21 protein-coding genes and 1 riboswitch are annotated in these 19,987 nt (G+C 47.0%); of the genes, 7 read left to right on the forward strand and 14 right to left on the reverse strand.

Annotated elements, in window-relative coordinates:
• The first annotated feature begins 98 nt into the window (after positions 1–98).
• Together MKX46_RS14055 and MKX46_RS25600 are read left to right on the forward strand one after the other, a co-directional pair.
• The gene (locus tag MKX46_RS14055) at positions 99–605 is read left to right on the forward strand and encodes a hypothetical protein (RefSeq protein WP_341071361.1); all 507 of its coding nucleotides are present in this window, start codon (positions 99–101) and stop codon (positions 603–605) included.
• Entirely contained in the window at positions 488–814 is a 327-nt protein-coding gene (locus MKX46_RS25600; protein WP_029518682.1) for an IS3 family transposase, read from the forward strand. The genes MKX46_RS14055 and MKX46_RS25600 overlap by 118 nt, the downstream gene beginning before the upstream one ends.
• Here MKX46_RS25600 and MKX46_RS14060 read toward each other — a convergent pair.
• From MKX46_RS14060 to MKX46_RS14105, 10 genes are all read right to left on the reverse strand, one after another.
• Positions 811–1,002, reverse strand: a complete 192-nt coding sequence (locus MKX46_RS14060; protein ID WP_029518683.1) for an ATP-binding cassette domain-containing protein — start codon at positions 1,000–1,002, stop codon at positions 811–813. The genes MKX46_RS25600 and MKX46_RS14060 overlap by 4 nt on opposite strands.
• 121 nt (positions 1,003–1,123) lie before the next feature.
• A complete protein-coding gene (locus MKX46_RS14065) occupies positions 1,124–1,297 on the reverse strand; it encodes an FDLD family class I lanthipeptide (RefSeq protein ID WP_155271705.1) in 174 nt (57 codons plus the stop codon).
• Positions 1,298–2,239: 942 nt separating this feature from the next.
• A complete protein-coding gene (gene abc-f / locus MKX46_RS14070; RefSeq protein ID WP_341071362.1) occupies positions 2,240–4,303 on the reverse strand; it encodes a ribosomal protection-like ABC-F family protein in 2,064 nt (687 codons plus the stop codon).
• A gap of 103 nt (positions 4,304–4,406) precedes the next feature.
• Positions 4,407–4,550: an RAxF-45 family protein gene (locus tag MKX46_RS14075; RefSeq protein WP_165145821.1), complete on the reverse strand. Its 144-nt coding sequence runs from the start codon at positions 4,548–4,550 to the stop codon at positions 4,407–4,409.
• An 80-nt stretch (positions 4,551–4,630) separates the two neighbouring features.
• The gene (locus tag MKX46_RS14080; RefSeq protein WP_209947677.1) at positions 4,631–5,809 is read right to left on the reverse strand and encodes an MFS transporter; all 1,179 of its coding nucleotides are present in this window, start codon (positions 5,807–5,809) and stop codon (positions 4,631–4,633) included.
• A 69-nt stretch (positions 5,810–5,878) separates the two neighbouring features.
• A riboswitch (purine riboswitch) is annotated at positions 5,879–5,978 on the reverse strand.
• 57 nt (positions 5,979–6,035) lie between these two features.
• Positions 6,036–6,995 carry an acetylxylan esterase gene (locus MKX46_RS14085; RefSeq protein WP_341071363.1) on the reverse strand — a complete coding sequence of 320 codons (960 nt, stop codon included), beginning with the start codon at positions 6,993–6,995 and terminating at the stop codon, positions 6,036–6,038.
• Between the two features lie 12 nt (positions 6,996–7,007).
• Positions 7,008–8,057 carry a glycoside hydrolase family 130 protein gene (locus tag MKX46_RS14090; protein ID WP_341071364.1) on the reverse strand — a complete coding sequence of 350 codons (1,050 nt, stop codon included), beginning with the start codon at positions 8,055–8,057 and terminating at the stop codon, positions 7,008–7,010.
• A 59-nt stretch (positions 8,058–8,116) separates the two neighbouring features.
• Entirely contained in the window at positions 8,117–8,950 is an 834-nt protein-coding gene (locus tag MKX46_RS14095) for a carbohydrate ABC transporter permease (RefSeq protein ID WP_023990883.1), read from the reverse strand.
• 2 nt (positions 8,951–8,952) lie between these two features.
• Complete coding sequence (locus MKX46_RS14100; protein WP_039271802.1) at positions 8,953–9,837, reverse strand: carbohydrate ABC transporter permease; 885 nt, start codon at positions 9,835–9,837, stop codon at positions 8,953–8,955.
• Between the two features lie 67 nt (positions 9,838–9,904).
• Entirely contained in the window at positions 9,905–11,224 is a 1,320-nt protein-coding gene (locus MKX46_RS14105; protein ID WP_341071365.1) for an ABC transporter substrate-binding protein, read from the reverse strand.
• A gap of 235 nt (positions 11,225–11,459) precedes the next feature.
• Between MKX46_RS14105 and MKX46_RS14110 the strand changes: the two genes are divergently transcribed.
• The 3 genes from MKX46_RS14110 (at position 11,460) to MKX46_RS14120 (ending at position 15,058) form a co-directional block, all read left to right on the forward strand.
• Positions 11,460–12,635 (forward strand): AGE family epimerase/isomerase, encoded by a 1,176-nt coding sequence (locus MKX46_RS14110; RefSeq protein WP_341071367.1) that lies wholly within the window; start codon positions 11,460–11,462, stop codon positions 12,633–12,635.
• Positions 12,632–13,831, forward strand: a complete 1,200-nt coding sequence (locus MKX46_RS14115; protein WP_318627716.1) for a glycoside hydrolase family 130 protein — start codon at positions 12,632–12,634, stop codon at positions 13,829–13,831. Before MKX46_RS14110 ends, MKX46_RS14115 begins: the two co-directional genes overlap by 4 nt.
• A 213-nt stretch (positions 13,832–14,044) precedes the next feature.
• The gene (locus MKX46_RS14120) at positions 14,045–15,058 is read left to right on the forward strand and encodes a substrate-binding domain-containing protein (protein WP_029518692.1); all 1,014 of its coding nucleotides are present in this window, start codon (positions 14,045–14,047) and stop codon (positions 15,056–15,058) included.
• A gap of 154 nt (positions 15,059–15,212) precedes the next feature.
• Here MKX46_RS14120 and MKX46_RS14125 read toward each other — a convergent pair whose 3' ends face one another.
• Positions 15,213–15,425 (reverse strand): cold-shock protein, encoded by a 213-nt coding sequence (locus tag MKX46_RS14125; RefSeq protein ID WP_025721956.1) that lies wholly within the window; start codon positions 15,423–15,425, stop codon positions 15,213–15,215.
• Between the two features lie 147 nt (positions 15,426–15,572).
• Positions 15,573–16,088, reverse strand: coding sequence for a DUF2179 domain-containing protein (locus MKX46_RS14130; RefSeq protein ID WP_013312523.1), 516 nt, complete (start codon positions 16,086–16,088; stop codon positions 15,573–15,575).
• Positions 16,089–16,244: 156 nt separating this feature from the next.
• Here MKX46_RS14130 and MKX46_RS14135 point away from each other — a divergent pair, with 156 nt between their 5' ends.
• Both MKX46_RS14135 and MKX46_RS14140 read left to right on the forward strand, forming a co-directional pair.
• Positions 16,245–16,421, forward strand: coding sequence for a CsbD family protein (locus MKX46_RS14135; RefSeq protein WP_068939077.1), 177 nt, complete (start codon positions 16,245–16,247; stop codon positions 16,419–16,421).
• 255 nt (positions 16,422–16,676) lie between these two features.
• Entirely contained in the window at positions 16,677–17,720 is a 1,044-nt protein-coding gene (locus MKX46_RS14140; protein ID WP_340933611.1) for a stalk domain-containing protein, read from the forward strand.
• 80 nt (positions 17,721–17,800) lie between these two features.
• On the opposite strand, the gene MKX46_RS14145 is transcribed toward MKX46_RS14140, so the two are convergent.
• Positions 17,801–18,598: a copper amine oxidase N-terminal domain-containing protein gene (locus MKX46_RS14145; RefSeq protein WP_340933613.1), complete on the reverse strand. Its 798-nt coding sequence runs from the start codon at positions 18,596–18,598 to the stop codon at positions 17,801–17,803.
• Positions 18,599–18,796: 198 nt separating this feature from the next.
• A complete protein-coding gene (locus MKX46_RS14150) occupies positions 18,797–19,978 on the reverse strand; it encodes an NAD(P)/FAD-dependent oxidoreductase (protein WP_069011002.1) in 1,182 nt (393 codons plus the stop codon).
• Positions 19,979–19,987: the final 9 nt, after the last annotated feature.

Below are 19,987 nucleotides of genomic sequence, written 5' to 3' on the forward strand. Positions count from 1 at the left end.
AAGGGGACTGACCCCATAACGTGAGACACATCAAAATACCTTCAAGAGAATCAAGCCATGTCGTAAGATATGGAGATAACCTTGGAGGTGTTTTTACGTTGGCAACGAGAGTGAGTTATCCCTTAGAAATAAAGATGAAAGCGATTGAAATGAGATTGGCAAGAGTTCTGGTAAGAGAGGTTATGGAGCAACTGGGAATACGGAATAAGACACAGCTAGAAACATGGATGAGGTGGTATCGAAAAGGCGAAGTGCATCGTCTGGAGCAGCCTGTAGGTAAACAATACAGCTACAGAAAAGGTCCGGAACACTCTTCGGAGCTTGAAAAAGTAAAAGCGGAGAATCGATTCCTGAAGCAGCAATTGGACCTGCTAAAAAAGTACAAGGAACTGGAAAAGAGGTGGAACCAGAAGTCGCCGTGGCCTGGATCGAATCCAGTACATGGCTCGGGATCGCAAGAGCGACCTACTACCGCTGGAAAGCAACTATGGAGACAAAGCGCACAGATGCTACGGTGGAGAAAATCCGAGAGCTTTGCATCCATCATAAGTTTCGGTATGGTTACCAGAAAATCACCGCACTCCTTCGGGCAGAGCAAAGAATGAATCACAAACGAGTTCAGCGGATGATGCAGCGTGAGGGGCTACAGTGCCGCGTGAGAATGAAGAAACGAAAGGTCACTGGGCAGCCTGCAGGCTGCTTATCCAGCAGAAAATCTGCTGAAGCGGCAATTCCTTGCAGAGGCGCCCCTGCAAAAGCTCGTTACGGACATCACCTATTTACCGTTTGGCGGAAAGATGTTGTACTTCTCTAGCATTCATGCCCGCTTGTAGGATGCATCAACCCTGTCATCATGCGCATCAACGTCGTTTTCCCTACTCCATTCGGACCAATAAAACCATATATCTTTCCTTTGTCAAGCTGAAAGGAAGAATCGTGAATTACTTGACGCTTCCCAATCACTTTAGTGATTTGCTGAACCTCCATAACAACATTAGACATTCTTTCTCTCCTTCCAAATCTATCATAATTGAGGGGAAGGATGGGACTAAAAAGACCCCTTCCTTCCATTTTTCACCCTAATTCGATTAGGATTCGAGTTCAAATTCCATGGTTACACTGTTCAACACAATGCTCCAATATTAGAAAAACATTTTACACCTGCTGTTTCAGCACAAGTGTTGGCTGTTCCGCCGCACATTCCGGTGCATTGCCACGCCAAACTTGTTACTTGAGGTTCTACTGAACCTTTAGACTTGTTAATTTGTACATCCAAATCAAAAATATTATTTTCCATTTTTTCCAAACTCCTCTCGATATTCATCTTTAATAATAAATACAATAATTTTGTGTAATCTAGGAAGCTAATTTATATGAAAGATATCTCAACAGATCGTCACCTATTGAAACATCCTCATATGACATCTTCTTTATATGGTTAGACACTTTATTCAGGCATTATGCCGAAAAAAATCCTGCAAATGACTAATCAAAACTCCTTGTATCGAGTAAAAAGAAATATATATACTAATACATAATTATATGTATAGTTAAATTATGTATTATTTAAAACATATTTAGTAACTGATTTTTTATGAATTCAAGATTGGAAGATATACTTCAATATTCAAGATGCATAAAAGGCCTTGATCCAACTTTGATGCGTGTCCTAAAAGTACACGAAAACGACTTTGGGAGTAAGATATAGCGAAGTCCGCTTTACAACCTGGCAACAAGCAAGTTTAGTAAGGGATTATAAATACCTATTGTAGATGGATCCTTTCTTGATGGACGAAATCATTTCATACCGAGTACTCGCTCGGTCGCGGTCTTGAAGCTCAAATGAGCCTTAAATTTCATTCACTTGAATATCCAGATCAAATAAGTTTTAGAACCACACCCTGACCAGATCGTTACTCAAGGAATATCCATATATGACAATGCGGAAAATCTTATGTATGATCTTAGTTGACCATTATAAAAATTTATCTAACAGTGATTATTTCCTTCTTACAAATAAAACAATATCACATGCTTCAAAATGTAAATCTATTACTTTATATGTAAACATACATAATAAAAAAATAATTAACACCAATTTATTTTAATATATGGTTATTCCGTTCCCACGCTCTCATTAGTCTTTACCATATAAAAATAGCCCCTCAGCAGACGCGCTACCTCAGGGCTATCCCTTTATAAAATATACGTTGCCTATCTTCAGCAACCAGCCTATCACTTACTCCAGTTCAACCCACTCGCCGAGCAACGTGTCCAGCTCAGCTTGCAGTCGCTCACGCGCGTCCCACAGCTCCGCCATGTGCATCGTGTCGCTGCTTGTGCCGAGCAGCTCCAGCTCGGCATCTGTCGCCGCCAATTCTGCTTCTTTGGCGGCAATCGCTCGCTCCAAGCGCTCGCTGGACACAGCGGGCGAGCGGGTTAGCTTCGCGGCCTTCGCTCCGGGTGCCCCCAAGCGACCTGCCGACCCGGAGCGAGCACGGCTCGCATCGGCTCCGCTGGTCGCTCCTGCCCGCGCAGCCGTCCCCGCGCCATTGCTCGCTGCGCTAGAATGTACATCTGTGCCCGAGCCTGAGCTGCCACCCGATGCGGCTCTGCTTGCAGATGTCGGGCGTGTCCCGGTATCCCCGTCGCTCTGTAAACGAGCGTTCTCCAGCTCACGCTTCTTCGCTCGGTACTCATCAAAGCTACCTAGATAAAAGGTCAGCTTTCCAGCCTCCAGCTCCCACACGCGCCCTGCCAGCTTGTTCACAAAGTAGCGGTCATGCGAAATCGCCAGCACCGTTCCCGTGTAGGTGTCCAGCGCTTCTTCCAGCGCCTCGCGTGAGTCAATGTCCAGGTGGTTCGTCGGCTCATCCAGCACCAACAAATTTGGCTTTTTCATGACCAGCAACGCCAGCCGCAAGCGGGACCATTCGCCACCGGACAGCATGCTCACGGGTTTAAACACATCGGCACCGTAAAATAAATACTTCGCTAGCAATCCGCGTGCCTCGCCTTCTTCCACCCCTGCTTCTTCCTTGAAGTAAGCAAGCACAGTCGCCCGGCTATTCCGTTCTCTCTCTTGCTGCGCCAAATATCCGTACTCTACGCGCGTGCCCCACTGGACCGTGCCTGCATCTACGCTTTCCTGACCAAGCAACAGCTTGAGCAGCGTCGTTTTACCTGCGCCGTTATCGCCCAACAAGGCTACCTTTTCACCGAATTCCAGGCTGCCCGTTGCCCCGCTTAATATCTGACGCTCTCCATAAGCTTTAACAATATCTTCAAACTGTAGCACTCGGCGACCGGAACGATCCTCCAGTTTTAAGTGAAATTCTGCCCCCTGCGGGTCCAGTACAGGCCGCTTCACCAGCTCCATACGCTCCAGTGCTTTACGAATGGATGCTGCTTTTTTGAAAAACTTTTCGTTATCACCGTTGCGACCCCACTCTTCAAAACGCCGAATGGCCTCTTTCATCTTTTTGATTCGCTTTTGCTGTTCCTTATAATCTTCAAATTGCAGTAGCAATCGTTCTTCCTTTTCCTTAACGTAGCCGCTGTAGTTTGTATAATACGTAAACGCCTCACCATCCTCAAGCTCAATCATTTTAACGGCAACCCGATCCAGAAAATAACGATCATGAGATACAACCACACACGCGCCTGTGTAGCCCTGCAAAAATTGCTCCAGCCATTCCAGCCCTTTCAAATCCAGATGGTTGGTCGGCTCATCCAGCAGCAGCAAATCCGGTCGTCCGATGAGCTGTGATGCCAGCGCTATTTTTGTTTTCTCTCCACCAGACAGCGAGCCGAAGCTGCGCGTATACATTCCTTTGGGAATACGCAGACCATCCGCTACCTGATCAATATTTGCATCCATTTCATAGCCGCCGTTGCGCTCAAACCGTTCCTGTAGGGAAGCATACGATTGCAGCAGCTTCTCCAGAAGACCCGTATCCGCTACCACAATCGGATCTGACATTTCCCGTTCCAGTGTGCTCATCTGATTGCGGCAATCCTTCAGCTCACGATAGGCGTAAGCCAGCGTTTCGTACACGGTGAAGCTCTCAAACTCCGCCGGAATTTGCGGTAAATAGCCGATTTTCGCATCCTTGGCGATGACGAGCTGCCCTTCATCCGGGCGGGACAAACGTGCGATCAGGCGTAATAGGGTGGTTTTACCGCTTCCGTTGCGGCCGATGAGTCCCACCTTTTCTCCCATATGGATTTCAAACGATGCACCATCCAAAATCAGATTGGCAGCGTGGTATTTTTTCAATTGTTGACCGTTAACTATATACATGTTCAGGCTCTCCTTTATTTAGGAAGACCCTTACCCGGGTAACACAAAAAGAGCCGCAGGAGCAACCCCGCGACTCTTCGGAAGATACAGCAATCCGTTCGAGTTAAGGTAGGCGTCTTCTCGCGATGTTTACAACCATATGATTAAAATTGGACAGACTTCTCCCGTTGTATGGAAAAGCATGAACAATGCCAGCCATAGCAATCGGCAGCTGGCTAATACGGTTGTTCAGCATCTCGTGATTCACCTACCTCACCTCCTTCTTCATAATTGTGTGTAGTATATCATGTTTGCTCGTATTATAAAAGAGGGCGATGGTTCAGCGAACTATGAAACAGAGTGGTGCCCTCTGACAGCCTGCGATGTCCCGACTCTGGTAATCGAAAATACGCCGCAGACAAAAGCAACAATCACAAATGCCCCACCCACCCAAGCGTTCGTGGCAACAGATTCACTATTCTCAATTACTACGCCTCCCAGGGCAGAACCCAGAGCGATCCCGACCTGGAGTGCGGAGAAATTAAAGCTTTGCTGAATACTACCCGATTCGGGCGCATTTTCAATAAGATAGCTTTGCATCGGGGGCGACAAGGCCCAACTCAGTATGCCCCAGATGATCAATAATGGCGCAAATACATAAACCGAGTGGATTGAGAGTGGCAGCAGGAACATCACGGCGATAAACACGCCTACGACGACTAGAATACTTTTCGCTGTCCCGAACCTATCTGCCAAAGAACCGCCAATAAAACCACCGCTCACTGCCGCCAGCCCAAAGACAAAATAGGCCACACTAACCCACGAAGCATTTAAACCCATCATATTTTCTAAAAACGGAGTGAAATACGCATATAGCGTGTAGTGGCCCGCCAGTGTCAGCGTGGTCACCAGATGAGCACTGATGACTTTAACATTTTTTAAGGATTTCAATTGATCACGCATAGGCACAACATGTTCCGTCGGAATCCGTTCCATAAACAAGTTGATAACGATCATAGCAACGACCGTCAACAAGGCAATAATCAGGAAAAGCACCCGCCAGCCAAACGCATTTCCAATCAGCACCCCGGCTGGAATACCAAGCACGATGGAGGAGCTAACCCCCATGGAGATGACACCGAGGACACGGGCCTGATAAGCCTTGGACACCACTTTGACTGCAATGGTCAGTGACAATGTCACGATCAGCGACCCGCTTGCAGCGGTAATGATACGGGATACAAACAGGACTGCATAATTCGGACTCCAGAAGGCCAGCAGACTTCCCAGAATAAAGATAAACATCGACCACAGGTACAGTCGTTTTCGTTCGATTTTGGCGGTCAACGCCAACAAAGTTGGCCCAGCAATAGCGTACACGAGCGCATAGATCATGATAAGCTGTCCTGCCGTACTTACGGAGACATTCAAATCCTGTGCAATTTGGGGCAGCACGCCACCGATAATCAGCTCCACCAACCCCACCGTAAAGGTCGCAATCGTTAAAATAACTACTTTGAAGTTCATTACATTAGCTCCTTTGCTGTCATGTAAATTCCCTCGTATTACGCAAAAAAATCCTGACCACAAGAAATGTACAAGACGTACACTTTTTGTAATCAGGATTTATCGGTTCCTGGTAGAGACCCTCAAACCATATTATTGAGGTTATACAAATGGGGCATTCATTTATTACGCATTCACGAAGGTTATAGCTATTACTATAAAGGAGCCTGTGGCTAAGTTCAACCCCCTACAACCGCAAAAATTCACTCATGGCACGATCCGACAGATAAGGTAAGTATTCATGACCATATTCGTGATACAGGAGAATTTCCTTGTCTGATACGATTTTATTGTACACCGCAAACTGCGTGGAGGGTGGACAAATGATATCCGACAGCCCCGTCACAAACAACACACGACCACGAATACGATCTGCCAAATGTTGAATATCGATGTAGCCTAGTCGGTGAAAGAGCTCCTCTTCGCGCACATGGTTCGGATCAAACCAACGAAAATAATAAACCAGTTCTTCATATGCGGATGTAGTGGCATCCAGCGCCCAGGCTCTTTTATAGTCCGACAGGAACGGATATACCGGAACTGCCATACGGACACGCGGCTCCAATGCAGCGCAAGCAACCGTTAAGGCCCCTCCCTGGGAGCAGCCAAATGCCCCAATCCGTTCAGGGTCGACCTGCTCCATAGACATCAGAATGTGCACCGCCTGTACCGTATCCAAAAATACATTGCGGTAATATAACCGATCCGGGTCCGGGTCATCAATCCCGCGGATAATATGGCCGCGAACCGTCGTTCCTTGAACCTGCAAATTATCCTCGGACAGCCCTCCTTGCCCCCGGCAATCCATAGCCAGCACAGTGAATCCGTGTGCCGCATAGCTTACCTTGTCGAACCAGTCGCCACTGTCGCAGGAATATCCATGAAACATGGCCAAAGCTGGCCCTTGTTCCGTAAGGTGCTTGGGACGAGCCAGCTTCCCATGAACCTTTGCTCCGCCCACTCCAGTAAAATATAGATGGTAACACTCCACCAGCGGAGAGACAAAATCAGCAGGCTCCAGTGTATAATCAAGCGGCTGTTGCTCCAGCTCCTGTAATGCCCGTTCCCAGTATACGTCAAAATCCGGCGGCTTCGGGTTACTCCCCATATACGACTGCAATTGCTGTAAAGACATATCCTCAGGCATTCAAGTTCCCTCCTACATCCGGCCCGACTCACGGTCGTCTGCGACCACTTCATCCGTTGCGATGACATACTTCATAATGTCGGATACTGTCGTGTATGCGATACCTACATACGTATCAGCGGCTCCATAATAAATTGCGATTCTTCCAGTGTCCGCATCATGCAGCGTAGCACACGGGAACACCACATTCGGCACAAAGCCCCGCTCCTCGTACCATTCCTCCGGGGTCAGCACGAAGTTGGAGGAACGATATTTAACCTTAGATGGATCATCCAGATCAAGAACGGCTACCCCCATGCTGTATACCAGCCCATTGCACGTGCCTGTCACCCCGTGGTAGAACATCAGCCAGCCCTCGGTCGTCTCAATCGGTGCCGGTCCGCCGCCAATTTTTACCGATTGCCACCAGCCCTGTCCGCCCTTACTCATGACATGACGGTGCTTGCCCCAATAGACCAAGTCAGGACTTTCACTCAGAAAAATGTCGCCAAACGGTGTATGTCCACTGTCACTCGGACGGGATAGCAACATAAAGTTTCCGTTTAGCTTGCGGGGCAACAGCACACCATTACGATTAAACGGCAAGAATGGATTTTCCAATCGTACAAAACTTTTAAAATCCTTTGTTTGGGCTATCCCCAACGCTGCACCGTAAAAATCTGTACACCAGATGATATAATACGTATCCTCCACGCGGACCAGACGCGGATCGTAAGCATAATTAGGTTGGTAATCGTTCCCTTCCTCATCAACCAAATGCAACCGTTCTGTCTCAATGTCCCAAGCCAACCCGTCGTCACTCCAGCCTAGATGCAAATGCGGACGTCCGTTAATTGTTTCAGCCCGGAATACCCCTACAAACCGTCCCTCATACGGAGCTACTGCACTGTTGAAAATACGGGCAATGCCCGGCACCGGATTCCGCCCAATGACCGGATTCTCAGTATGTCTCCATACCGGAGCCTCACTGCCCTCAGGCTTATCCTGCCACGGCATTTTCGGCAGACTCTCTCCCAAAATTCGCATGCTATTTACTCCCAAATCCACATTCAATTTATTCATACGTATATTCTCCTCTCACCGAGATATTTGATCTCATCTTTTTTTATTTCGTCGTTATTCTATTTCACCGAACCCTGAGCGAATCCGTTATAGATATATTTTTGTAAGGATAAAAAGGCAATCAACGTCGGAATAATGGCAATGATAATGCCCGCGCTAATGACTTCCCATTGTGATCCATAGGGTCCTTTAAACTTGAACAGCGCCGTCGATATGACCTGAAGGCTTGTTTTGGGCATATACAGGAACGGGGTGTAAAAGTCGTTGTAAATATTAACGCCCTTGATAATGATCACCGTCACAATGGCAGGCTTCAGCAGGGGCAAGATAATCCGCCAGTAGATCGTCAGATAGGAGGCCCCATCCAGCATGGCCGATTCATCCAGCGCCACCGCAATGGAATCCAGAAATTGCAGAAAAATATACACCGCAATAATATCCGTTCCCAAATACAGCAAGATCGCCGCCCAAGGCGTGTTAAACAGCTCCAGCTTGTTGATAATTTGAAATGTTGATACCTGTGTCGTTACCCCCGGAATGAGGGTCGCGAGCAGGAACGCACCTAGCATAAGACTTTTGCCCTTAAATTTAAAACGGTTCAAAATGTACGCAATCATGGAACCGGTCAACGTGGCTCCGATGATCGAAATCAACAGGATAAAAGCTGTGTTCACAAATCCGGTCAGCATATTTCCGTTAATAAAGGCTTTGGTATAGTTAGCCCAATTCAGCCAGTTCACAGGGGGAGTCAGAGGACTGGTTGCCGCATATTCAGTCTTCGTCTTCAAAGATGCAAACAAAATTACGACAATCGGTAGCAGTGCAATGAACGCACCTAGTAGTAGCGCCGCATACTTGATGCTGCTAGCCAGTATTCTTTTCAGCTTATACATGATTAGTCCTCCTCTCCCCGAATTAGCAACCGTTGAAGCAGCGTAACAGCGATTACGATCAGCAGCAGAACAACCGCCATCGCCGAGGCCAAACCGACCTTGCTGTATTTGAATGCCACATCAAGCGTCTGAATGACGAATGTTTCGCTACCATTGGAGCCACCGGTCATAATATACGGAATATCGAATGCACTGACCGCACCGCTAATGGCCAAGATGAGGTTCAACTGCAAAATCCGCTTGATGCTCGGCAAAATAATTGAGCGGAACTGATGCCAGCGGTTGGCCCCATCGATATCGGCTGCTTCATACAGATCACTGGATATGGAAGAAATCGCACCTAGAAACACAATAAAGTTAAAGCCCATGTATCTCCAGATCGACGTGCCCGCCAGCGAAATATTGATAATCTCCGGGTTGCCCAGCCACAGCTTGACATACGAACCCAGCCCCACTGCCTGAAGCAGTGTATCGAGCGTGCCGTCTGGCTTAAAAAAGAATAGAAAAATAAAACCAATGGCCACCCCGTTCATCAGGGAAGGAAAAAACAAAACGCCTTTAAAGAAATTTTTAAACCAGGTCTGAAAGCTGAGAATGCTTGCAAAATAAAGGGCCAGACCCATCTGTACAAACGTGGCTACAAAGTAATACAGACTGACCTTAAACACCGAGAAATACTCGGGATCGGTAAAGATTTTGATATAGTTTTCAAAACCCACATATTCCAGACGCTTACTATAGCCGTTCCAGTCCGAAAAGCTGTACTTAAACATATTGATCACTGGCAAGTACGCAAAAGTGATCAGCAGCGCTAGCGGAATAAATGAAAAGGCAACAATAATCGCCAATCTTTGTTTGGAGTAGCTGAGATTCGAAAATTTTAACATGCTGCACCTCCTGGCTATCCGTCCATCGACTGCTACGTCGATCCTTTCTTTTCGTCAGTTCAGATGGCTATTTTGCTTCCTTAGCAGCCACTTCAGCACGCGCCTTCACCCATGCATCGTTCAGATCTTTCATAATGGCGTCATACGATTCCGGGCGGTTACCCACCGCTGCCTCAATAATGCGTTTCTTGAAATCAGGCTGCCACAAACCAATTTCGCCCATTTTGTCGATTTTATCAACAATTCCTTCCTGTCCTTTTGGAGATGGAGTAAGTGTTTCAAAAACGACCCCCTGATCTTCGTATTGCTTCAAAATGCTAGGCATTGGAGCACCCTTCAGCGGACTAATACTGCCTGCCTGCTCTACAGCATAGTTGGACTTTTCGGTAAACCAGTCCACCCAGGCACGGGCCGCTGGTTTATTTTCACTGTTTACGTTAATACCGAGGTTAAAGTCACCAGCCAGCGGCACAAGTACCTTGGAGGAATTCGTCGGGAAAGGCATAAAACCGATATCATCCTTGTTAGGAGCTGTGCTTTTGATCTGGTCAATTGCCCAAGAGCCAAGCACCATCGTACCGATTTTGCCTTGAGCAAGATCTGCCTTGGAGGTCTCCCAATCCGTAGTCGTTGGATCTTTTTCAATCAGGCCTTTTTTAGCTGCATCGTATAGGACCTTATACAGTTCATAGTGAGGCTGGCCCTTTGTGAAATTGTCATCTGTATTCGGTTGTGTGACATTCACGTATTCCTTTGTACCCGCCAATGTTGCCAGACTAGACTCCCACTGGGTCAGTGCCCAACCAGAGGCATAGTTCGTAAACAGCGGCACTGCCTTGGTTTTGTCCTTAATCTGCTGTAACGCTGTCAGGAATTGGTCCGGTGTTTTGGGAAGCTGCGTGATTCCTGCGTCCTTGAACACCTTTTTGTTATAAATCACACCAGAGTAAACCATCGCAATCGGAATACCGTAGCTGTTATGATCCACCGTACGTTCTTCAATGCCGGTATACTTATTTTTCATCTCCTCATAAGTACCCAGTGGTTCGAAAAAATTGGGCAGCTCTTCAACTGGAATACTGCCAGGGATCAGCAAAACATCCCCGTAATCCCTGGTCCCCATCCGAATTTTAATTTGACCATCATAATCGGCCAATGCCTGGAAATTGACCTTCACGTTCGGATAAAGCTTGTTAAATTCCTTGGCGTAGTCCTGAAATACCGTATCCACAATATCTGTCCGCTGTGTGATAACCGTAATTTCACCTTCCACGGCCTTTGGATCAGAGCTGGCAGCTGGCTCATCCTTCTTTGAGGTACAGCCAGTAAACAGCCCCGCTAACAAAACCACAGATAGTAATGACATCAAAACCTTGGACAACTTCATGAGACGACTCCTCCTGTTGTTTTTTAATAAGGTTATCGTTAAAGTAACAAAATCATTTTATTATGTTAGCGCTTACTATGTCAATTGCAATATTCTTTTTTTTGTGAAGTGGAATCGGTCACACCTTATGAAAAAACACCAATTTAGCATGGTTGACAGTTTACAAACAGCTAGATATGATAATTCTGTAAAGTTAACGATAACCTAATATTTTTCCCGAAGGAGGCTTTGTCTCTTGGCAACACTACTGGACGAAATTAGACAGGAATGGAAGGAACACATACTCCCATTCTGGCTTGGACTGAAGGATGAGACACACGGTGGGTTTTACGGCGAGGTGGATGTGGATCTGCACACTCATAACCAAGCCGACAAAGGCGGGATTGCCACTGCACGGCTACTCTGGTCCTTCTCGGCGGCTGCTCGTGTAACAGGGGAAGATACCTATGCAGAAGCCGCACGAGATGCATTCACATTCCTGCGAGATCACCTGCTTGATCCATTACATGGAGGAATGTATTGGATGGTGGACTACACCGGGCAACCCGTGGACACGTGCAAGCATGTATACGCGCAGGCATTCGCGATCTATGCGCTAGCAGAGTATGCACGTGCCACAGACGACCCGAGTGCATTGCCACTAGCTATGGAGCTGTTCCACCTGCTGGAGCAAAAAGGATATGATCCCGCCCGGCAGGCATACGGCGAGCAATATGACCGCTTGTGGAACACGCAGCCTAATGAGCTGCTCAGCGAAAATGGAGTTACCGCGCATATCACCATGAATACGCATATTCATGTTTTGGAAGCGTATACCCAATTGCTGCGCGTCTGGCCAAATGAAGAGGTTCGAGATGCACTGACGAACGTACTGGATATTTTATATCGTCGCGTTTACGATGCTTCTGCCCGACGATTGGGGGTATTCTTCGATCGTGAATGGCGCTCTCTGCTTGACCTGACCTCATATGGTCACGACATCGAAGCCAGCTGGTTGATTGAGGACGCTATGAATGTGCTGGGTTATTACCCGTCAGAATACCTGGACATGGTGATGGATATTGCCAATGCGGTAGCAGAGCGTGCTGTTCAGCCAGACGGATCGCTCATCAACGAGCGAGAAGGAGAGCGGGTAGACACCTCACGTATTTGGTGGGTGCAGGCCGAGGGGATGGTTGGTTTTTACAATGCGTTTCAACGTACAAATGACGAACGATTTTTGCAAATTGTGCGTAATCTGTGGGCCTATACTCGGCAATATATCATAGATCCGCGCCCCGGAGGCGAATGGTTCTGGTCAGTTCAAGCGGATGGTAAGCCTGATGCGAGAGAGATTGCAGGCCCTTGGAAGTGCCCTTATCACAACAGCCGATTTTGCATAGAAATGCTAGAAAGGATGGAAAACCAATGATTCATAGCAAATACGATGAGCTGCTATTGCAGCAAGAGGAACTGATTACACGCCCTAATGAGGTTAAAACTACCTTTTACAATGGTATCTACGAGCGCTACCTCTATCCAGTGCTCACACGCCATCATGTTCCACTTCACTGGCGGTTCGATCTGGATGCGCAAACTAATCCCTTTTTCATGGAGCGGCTGGGTGTAAATGCAGCATTGAATCCAGGGGCGATCTATCATGAAGGAAAATACATTCTTGTTTCGCGTACCGAAGGACTGGATCGAAAATCATTTTTCGCTTTGGCAGAAAGCGATAACGGCATTGATCAATTTCGATTCATTGACGCCCCCCTAGTATGGGAGGATATCGACCCAGAAGAAACAAATATGTACGATATGCGGCTGGTGAAGCATGAGGACGGCTGGATTTACGGTATTTATTGCTCGGAAAAAAAGGACCCTGACGCGCCACCTCACGATACCTCCAGTGCTGTCGCTCAGGCCGGACTGGTCCGTACTCGTGATCTTCGTACATGGACCCGGCTTCCCAACATTACTACCCAGTCCCCACAGCAGCGCAACGTTGTCCTGCACCCTGAATTTGTGGACGGTCAATACGCCTTCTATACTCGTCCTCAGGACGGGTTTATTTCCACCGGCTCGGGCGGTGGCATTGCCTTCGGCCTGTGCAAAGATATTACACAGCCCGTGATTGAACACGAAACCGTCATTGATGAGCGCCGTTATCATACGGTGTACGAAGCCAAGAACGGACAGGGGCCTGCCCCGATTAAGACCAGCCGCGGCTGGATTCATATCGCTCACGGGGTACGCAATACGGCCGCCGGGCTGCGGTATGTGCTGTATACCTTTGCCACCAGTCTGGAAGACCCTACGCGCGTCATTGCTAAGCCCGGCGGGCACTTTCTAGCTCCTTATGATGAGGAACGCGTGGGCGACGTTTCGAATGTTATTTTTTGCAACGGTGCAGTCGTTAATGAACAAGATGAAGTTTTTATCTACTACGCTTCCAGTGACACCCGTATCCACGTAGCGACAACCACCATCGCTCGACTGGAGGACTACACCTTCAATACACCATCCGACCCGCTGCGCTCTCTCAGCAGCGCCGCTGTTCGCCGTGATCTGATTCATCACAATGAAGCGCTATTGAAAGCGCACTCCCGTCCTTCTCAGCAGACATAAGCCGCAGGCTTTATCCTGCTTGCGGAACCATGTATACTATCCATAGAACAACTGTTACCCGCAGGCTAATTGTTGTTCTATGGGCAGCTACGCTGCCAGTCTTTGTATCTTTACAGGCAGCTAAGCTACTAATATATCCCCCCAGCATTTTGCATCCATTCTTTGGATTTAGGCAAGATGCTTATCTTTTTAAAATTGGAAGGCGGAACAGGAATGAAGAGCAACGTAACGATGCGGGATATTGCAGATAAGCTGGGAGTAAGCAGCGTGACCGTGTCGAAGGCGCTCAATGACAAGGATGGGGTTAGTGAGGAGCTAAAAGAGCGTATTAAGACGCTCGCGGGCGAAATGGGTTATCGTTTCAATACCGTTGCCAAGTCCATGAAGGAGGGCCTCACCTATAACATTGGTGTTGTCATTCCCGAACGTTTTACCGGCCCTGGCCAATCGTTTTATCTGCACATCTACCAGCAAATTTCACGGGCACTGGAGCCATACGGCTACTACGGCATTCTTCACATCCTCCATCGCGAAGACGAAGAACAGCTTAATCTCCCACGTATCTATTACGACCGTAAGGTGGACGGCTTCATTCTCCTAGGCCAAGTGAGCAAGCCATATATTGAGCTTGTACAAACCATGGAACTGCCCAAAATGTTTCTCGATTTTTATGATGAGCATGCCGATATCGACTCCGTGGTGACGGATAATTTTTACGGGGCCTACGAGCTGACCAACTATTTGATCGCCCAGGGACACCGGGATATTGCATATGTGGGCAACCTCTATTCCACCAGTAGTATTCAGGATCGTTTCCTCGGCTACTATAAATCCTTGCTGGAGCACAGGTTGCCTCTCCGTAACGAGTGGGTGCTCAGTGACCGGGACGACGAAGGCTCTTATGTTGAAATGGAGCTTCCTCAGCCGCTGCCGACTGCCTTTGTATGTAATTGCGATCAGGTCGCTCACAATCTGGTGCACAAGCTCATTGCTCTGGGATACCGCGTACCTGAAGACTGCTCTGTGGTCGGCTTTGACAATGATGTATACGCCACTCTTATTGTTCCGCAACTGACCACAGTCGGAGTAGACATCGAGCAGATGGCACGTACCGCAATTGATTCGATGATGAAAAAAATAAGCCATCCCGGCAGTCGCTTTGGTCGGGTCCTGGTGCAGGGTCATATTGTATATCGTGACTCCGTGCAGCCCATCGAGAGGCCATGATCAACGTGTACCTTACTTTGTAACAGGTCACCCCTACTCCAATATCACAACCAAAAGCCGCTCAGCATGTCGCTGGAGCGGCTTTTGACGTTCATAAGTATTGCAGTGTGATCATCGTACTCACTTTCCATTGTGGATCTTGCAGAATCCTGGATTAGGAGCGCTGGGCGACAAAGGAATTGCCCGCCCGATTGAGAATCGGCAACATCCGCATTTCCTGCCCCATCGAGGCTTGGCAAAATGGACAAGCTGGCTCGTTCAAAAAGGTGAAATCCGTTCGCATCCAGCCATTGCAACCCTCATTTGTACACGACCAAATAGCCGTATTTTCCTCTGGAATGATTTCCGGGGCCTGGCGTCTGTACATCTATATCCCCCCTCGGTTTTTTATAGGGTAATATCCCCTGTCATTTTACTGTTAATCCCCACCTGTGCCAGGATTTTTGAAAAATTCACCTGTGCGGGTATTAATATGCTCCAAGCTCCAAAAAATATGCGCAATTTACCAAAATGTTTATTTACGGATAGCCTTGGTCCAGAAGCCGCCATGAAATTGCTTCGGCTCTACCGTAATGACAAAAGCCTTAGGGTCCAGCTCCAGAATGGACTGATACAGCCTATTCTGGTTTTTCCGTTTAGCCAAAATTTCCATCACCAGGCGCTCTCCATCACGCCCACTGCCCAGCCAGGCTGTAACGCCGTATCCTTTGTCCCGCAGCGCATTGGCAATTCCTCCATTAATCTCATTGCTGATCACCTTAACGGTGACATAACCAAGCGCTATTTTTTCCTCAATCCATGCTCCAATCAGAATACCCAATGCATAGCCAATGGCGTATACCGCAAGACTTGCCACTTGATCCAGATACTTAAGCACAACATTCAAGCCCAATACATAGACCGTAACTTCTACGGTGCTAATGAGCGCAGCAATGTACTTCTGTCCTTTCAGCGTCAGAATCATGCGCAGTGTATACGCCGATACGTAAATAATTTGAATAACGAGAATAAACAATAAAATTTTGAGCATGCGCCCACTCCCCACTTCACGTTCTGATTTAACCCGTATCCAACATTATACCCCCGTCTGTGATATACAGCCTCTGGTTTCGTATTACCCTTGCTCGGGTAATGACTAACTACAGCATGCTGAATGAAAGTTCGATCACATAAGGAGGGCTTCAACATGAAGGATAACGGAATTAGCGATAAAATCAAAGGTAATGTGAACAAAGCCAAAGGTGAAATCAAGGACCAAATCGGGAACGCTACCGATAATAAGTCCCTTCAAGCCGAAGGTAAACTGGATAAGGCCAAAGGCCATCTTCAGGAAACAGCAGGCAAACTGAAGGACGGCAAATAATCCTGAATGGATAACTTCGGCGCACTGTTTTACCTACAAGTCTCGCTGTCTTGTGCAGCGGGCTTGTTTTGTGTTGTTCGGATACTTTTGGAAAAACTTTTGCGCGAACAGGGCAACTTTTATGGTTGCTGTTGCGTCTAACCAATATAAGCACAACCCATAATGACTCTCCAAGCTGTTGGATTTTGTAGGCATTAATGTTACTCTAGTCTATGAACCAGGCTATAATTCTTAAATAAAGGGGTAGACCAACGAATGAAATCACTGAAATCTATCAAAAAACCTGTCATCATCACTGCCGTATCCGCCTTGGCCATATCCGGGGCTCTTTTCAGCCAATCCACATATGCCGCACAAGTGACTAAGCCGATCCAAGCAGTATATAACAATATTAAAATCATCTACAACGGAACCGAGGTTCCTACTGATGCCAAAACAGAACCATTTCTGCTGGATGGCGTGACGTATATCCCGCTGAAGCTGGCAGGTACAGCTTTGGATAAAAAAGTAACATGGGATGGCACGAACAAACGCGTAGTCATTGCTGACAACGGCGTTCCGATTGATCAGTCTACAGTTACGGCGTTGAACAACCAGATTACGACGCTGACTCAAGAGCTCAACACAGCGAAAGCAGCAAACACGACGAAGGACGCTACCATTGCTCAATTGCAAAAAGACAACCAGACGCTAAAAGATGAAGCAAGCAAAAATAGCTCTAGCTCCTTGAAGGATCTTCAAAAGAAGCTGAACGATGATCACAGCGATGACTACAGCACCAACTCGGATATCACGTTGGATGGTAACAAAAGCGATATTACGGTGACCATCGAAATGACGAAATCCAGATGGACTGACCTATCCGACAGCAGAAAGAGAAGCTACTTGGAGGACATCGTTGAAGATATTTTGAAAGAGTATAAAGATGCCGATGTAGAGGGTACGGTTAAAAACTCCAGTAATAGAGATAAGATGGCGACCTTTACAACCAACAGCAGAGGCGATGTTACTTTGAGGGATGTAGCTTCTTCTCTGGATTCAAGTACGATCCAACGTAACTTGTCCGATAGATATGGCACCTATAATGGAGTCGGCTTTGATTTCACCGTAAGAGGCGACAGCAATGAAGCTATCGTCGAGGTTTATGTAAATTCGGATGACTGGAATAAACTTTCGAACAATCAAAGAAACAACCTGACAGATGGCGTTACTGATTATCTTAAAGATAAACAGTCTGTATCCAAAGTCGTTGGATATGTACGTAATAAAGGAAACAATAGTCAAATCATTACCTTCTAAGATTAATCTTTCACAAAAAAGCGACAAAGGCCCTTAAGCCTTTGTCGCTTTTTTGTGATGTACAAGCAACATACATTCCACTACTCAATCAATCTGCCTACAGAAGTAATATATTTTATATAGTCTTTATCCGCATCGATTGTATCGATATTTCTCGTATAAACCAAATTACCAGGAGTGGTGGTTTTCACTTTGTAAAACATACTGGGTCTAGAATAAGGATTTACACTATAGGTCCCTTTGCTATAAACAATCATAGGATTAAAGTCAATTTGCTTGAAGGCGGGCGATAAGTCGCTCTTATAAGTAGCATGAATATTCAATACATCCTTCTTTTTATCCCAGTCAAAGGAAATAAGGTCAAACGCATTCGCATCAATGACTTGGGCCAAGTCTTGTCCCTTAAACCTCATAAGAACGGGACTCTCCGTAAAGCTATCATGTTTTAGCTTCAATAAGCCACGTTGGGGATCCCACTCCATCTTCGCATCTGTATCCTTCAACAAAATGGATACCGGCAAAAACATCGCGTTGCTTTTCATGATGGGGACTGTATCCATTGTCATAGGTTCGCCGTTAACCGATATTTCGGGTGATCCGATCGTAGCCGTTACATTACGCCCCAACAGATCAACAGCAGCCGTCTTGTTCGCTGCATTATAACTTACTTTGCCGCCCAGTATATCCTCAGCCGCTTGGAGCGGTATAAGCAGTCTCCCCTTCTTATCCACAAAAGGTGATGCAGGGTAGGTGTATAAAACGTAATGATCATTGACCTTCAAGTGTATGGGCGTTTGGCCTTGAGCTGATGCCCAATTCGTGTTTGTAGCACCCAAACTCAATACAATCATAAGACAGATTAGTAACCTAATTTTCATAATCATAATACCCTCCTCGTTATTGTTCGTTACCAGTGTATCGTCACAAAAATATCATTTCAACCATAATTTACAACATATATCCAGAAATACACATGACATTTTACATATACTGGTTTATAATGGGTTAAACTGCAAAACAAAAAGAGAGCACAGAATTGCACTCTCTTTGGATAAAGCATATAAAAGTAAGAAATATTAATAGGCCAATGCAAAAAGTCCTTTGATATGGGACAAGTAACGGATGTTACTGCCTTCTTTCATCAAAGTAGCTACAGCGCCTTTCAGTTGGGTGCCATTCGCGCCTACAGTACCGATCGCGTCTGTTCTGCCCAAGCTGCCCAGTGTTCCGGAGAATACCGGTGTAAAGCTTTCCATTTTCGCTCCGTTGAAATAAGCGAAGATGTTGTAACCAACTAATTCGCCCATTTGCCAAGCCAACTGTGCAGTTGGAGGGTATGGACGCTCGCCTTCAGCCGGGAACACCACTGCGCTGTCGCCAGCGAGGAAGATGTCTTCGTGAGAAGTCGATTGCAGTGCACCATTCACAGTTGCACGACCACGGTTTACTTCGATACCGGATGCGCCAACCAGTGCATTACCTTGTACGCCGCCTGTCCAGATCAGTGTGTTCGTTTTGATCGAACGTCCGTCTTTCAGGAGAACTTCGTCTGCTTTCATTTCTGTAATCGGAACACCCGCTACGATTTGAACGCCACGTTTTTCAAGGCTTGTTACTGCACGATCAACTAGTGGTTGAGGGAAGCCTGCCAAAATAGATGGTCCAGCTTCTACACAATACAAGTTGATATCTTCGTAGTTAATACCTTTTTCGCGACAAATTGCAGGCAATTTGTCAGCATATTCGCCCACCAGCTCAACGCCTGTCAGACCGCCACCACCGATAACGATTGTAGCGTCCGCTTGGTTACCGGATTGCTTGTAAGCATCTAGACGAGCTTCCACATGTGCGCGAATGCGATTGGCTTCTGCCACGGATTTCAGCGTGAAGCTATGCTCTTGCAGTCCCGGAATACCGAAGTATGCCGTTTCGCTGCCCAGGGAGATAACGAGAGCGTCATAGCTCAATGTAGCACCACTGGCCAGGGTTACTTTTTTATCGTCAGGCTTAATTTCGGAAACCGTATCCACTTTCAGGATAATTTCTTTGTTACGCAGCAGTTTCTCCAAAGGAAGCGCCACAGCTTTTTCGGCAATTGTACCTGCCGCTAAACGGTGCAGTTCCGTAATAATTTGGTGCGACGCAAAGCGGTTAACCACTGTAATGGTTGCTTGACTAGCGTCCATATGCTGGCGTGCTGTAAGAGCGGCCAGCAATCCGCCGTATCCGCCGCCCAAGATCAAAATTTGCTTCGACATGTCCATCCT

This window comes from Paenibacillus sp. FSL P4-0113, assembly GCF_038009305.1.
In the GTDB taxonomy this organism is placed as follows: Bacteria; Bacillota; Bacilli; order Paenibacillales; family Paenibacillaceae; genus Paenibacillus; species Paenibacillus polymyxa_D.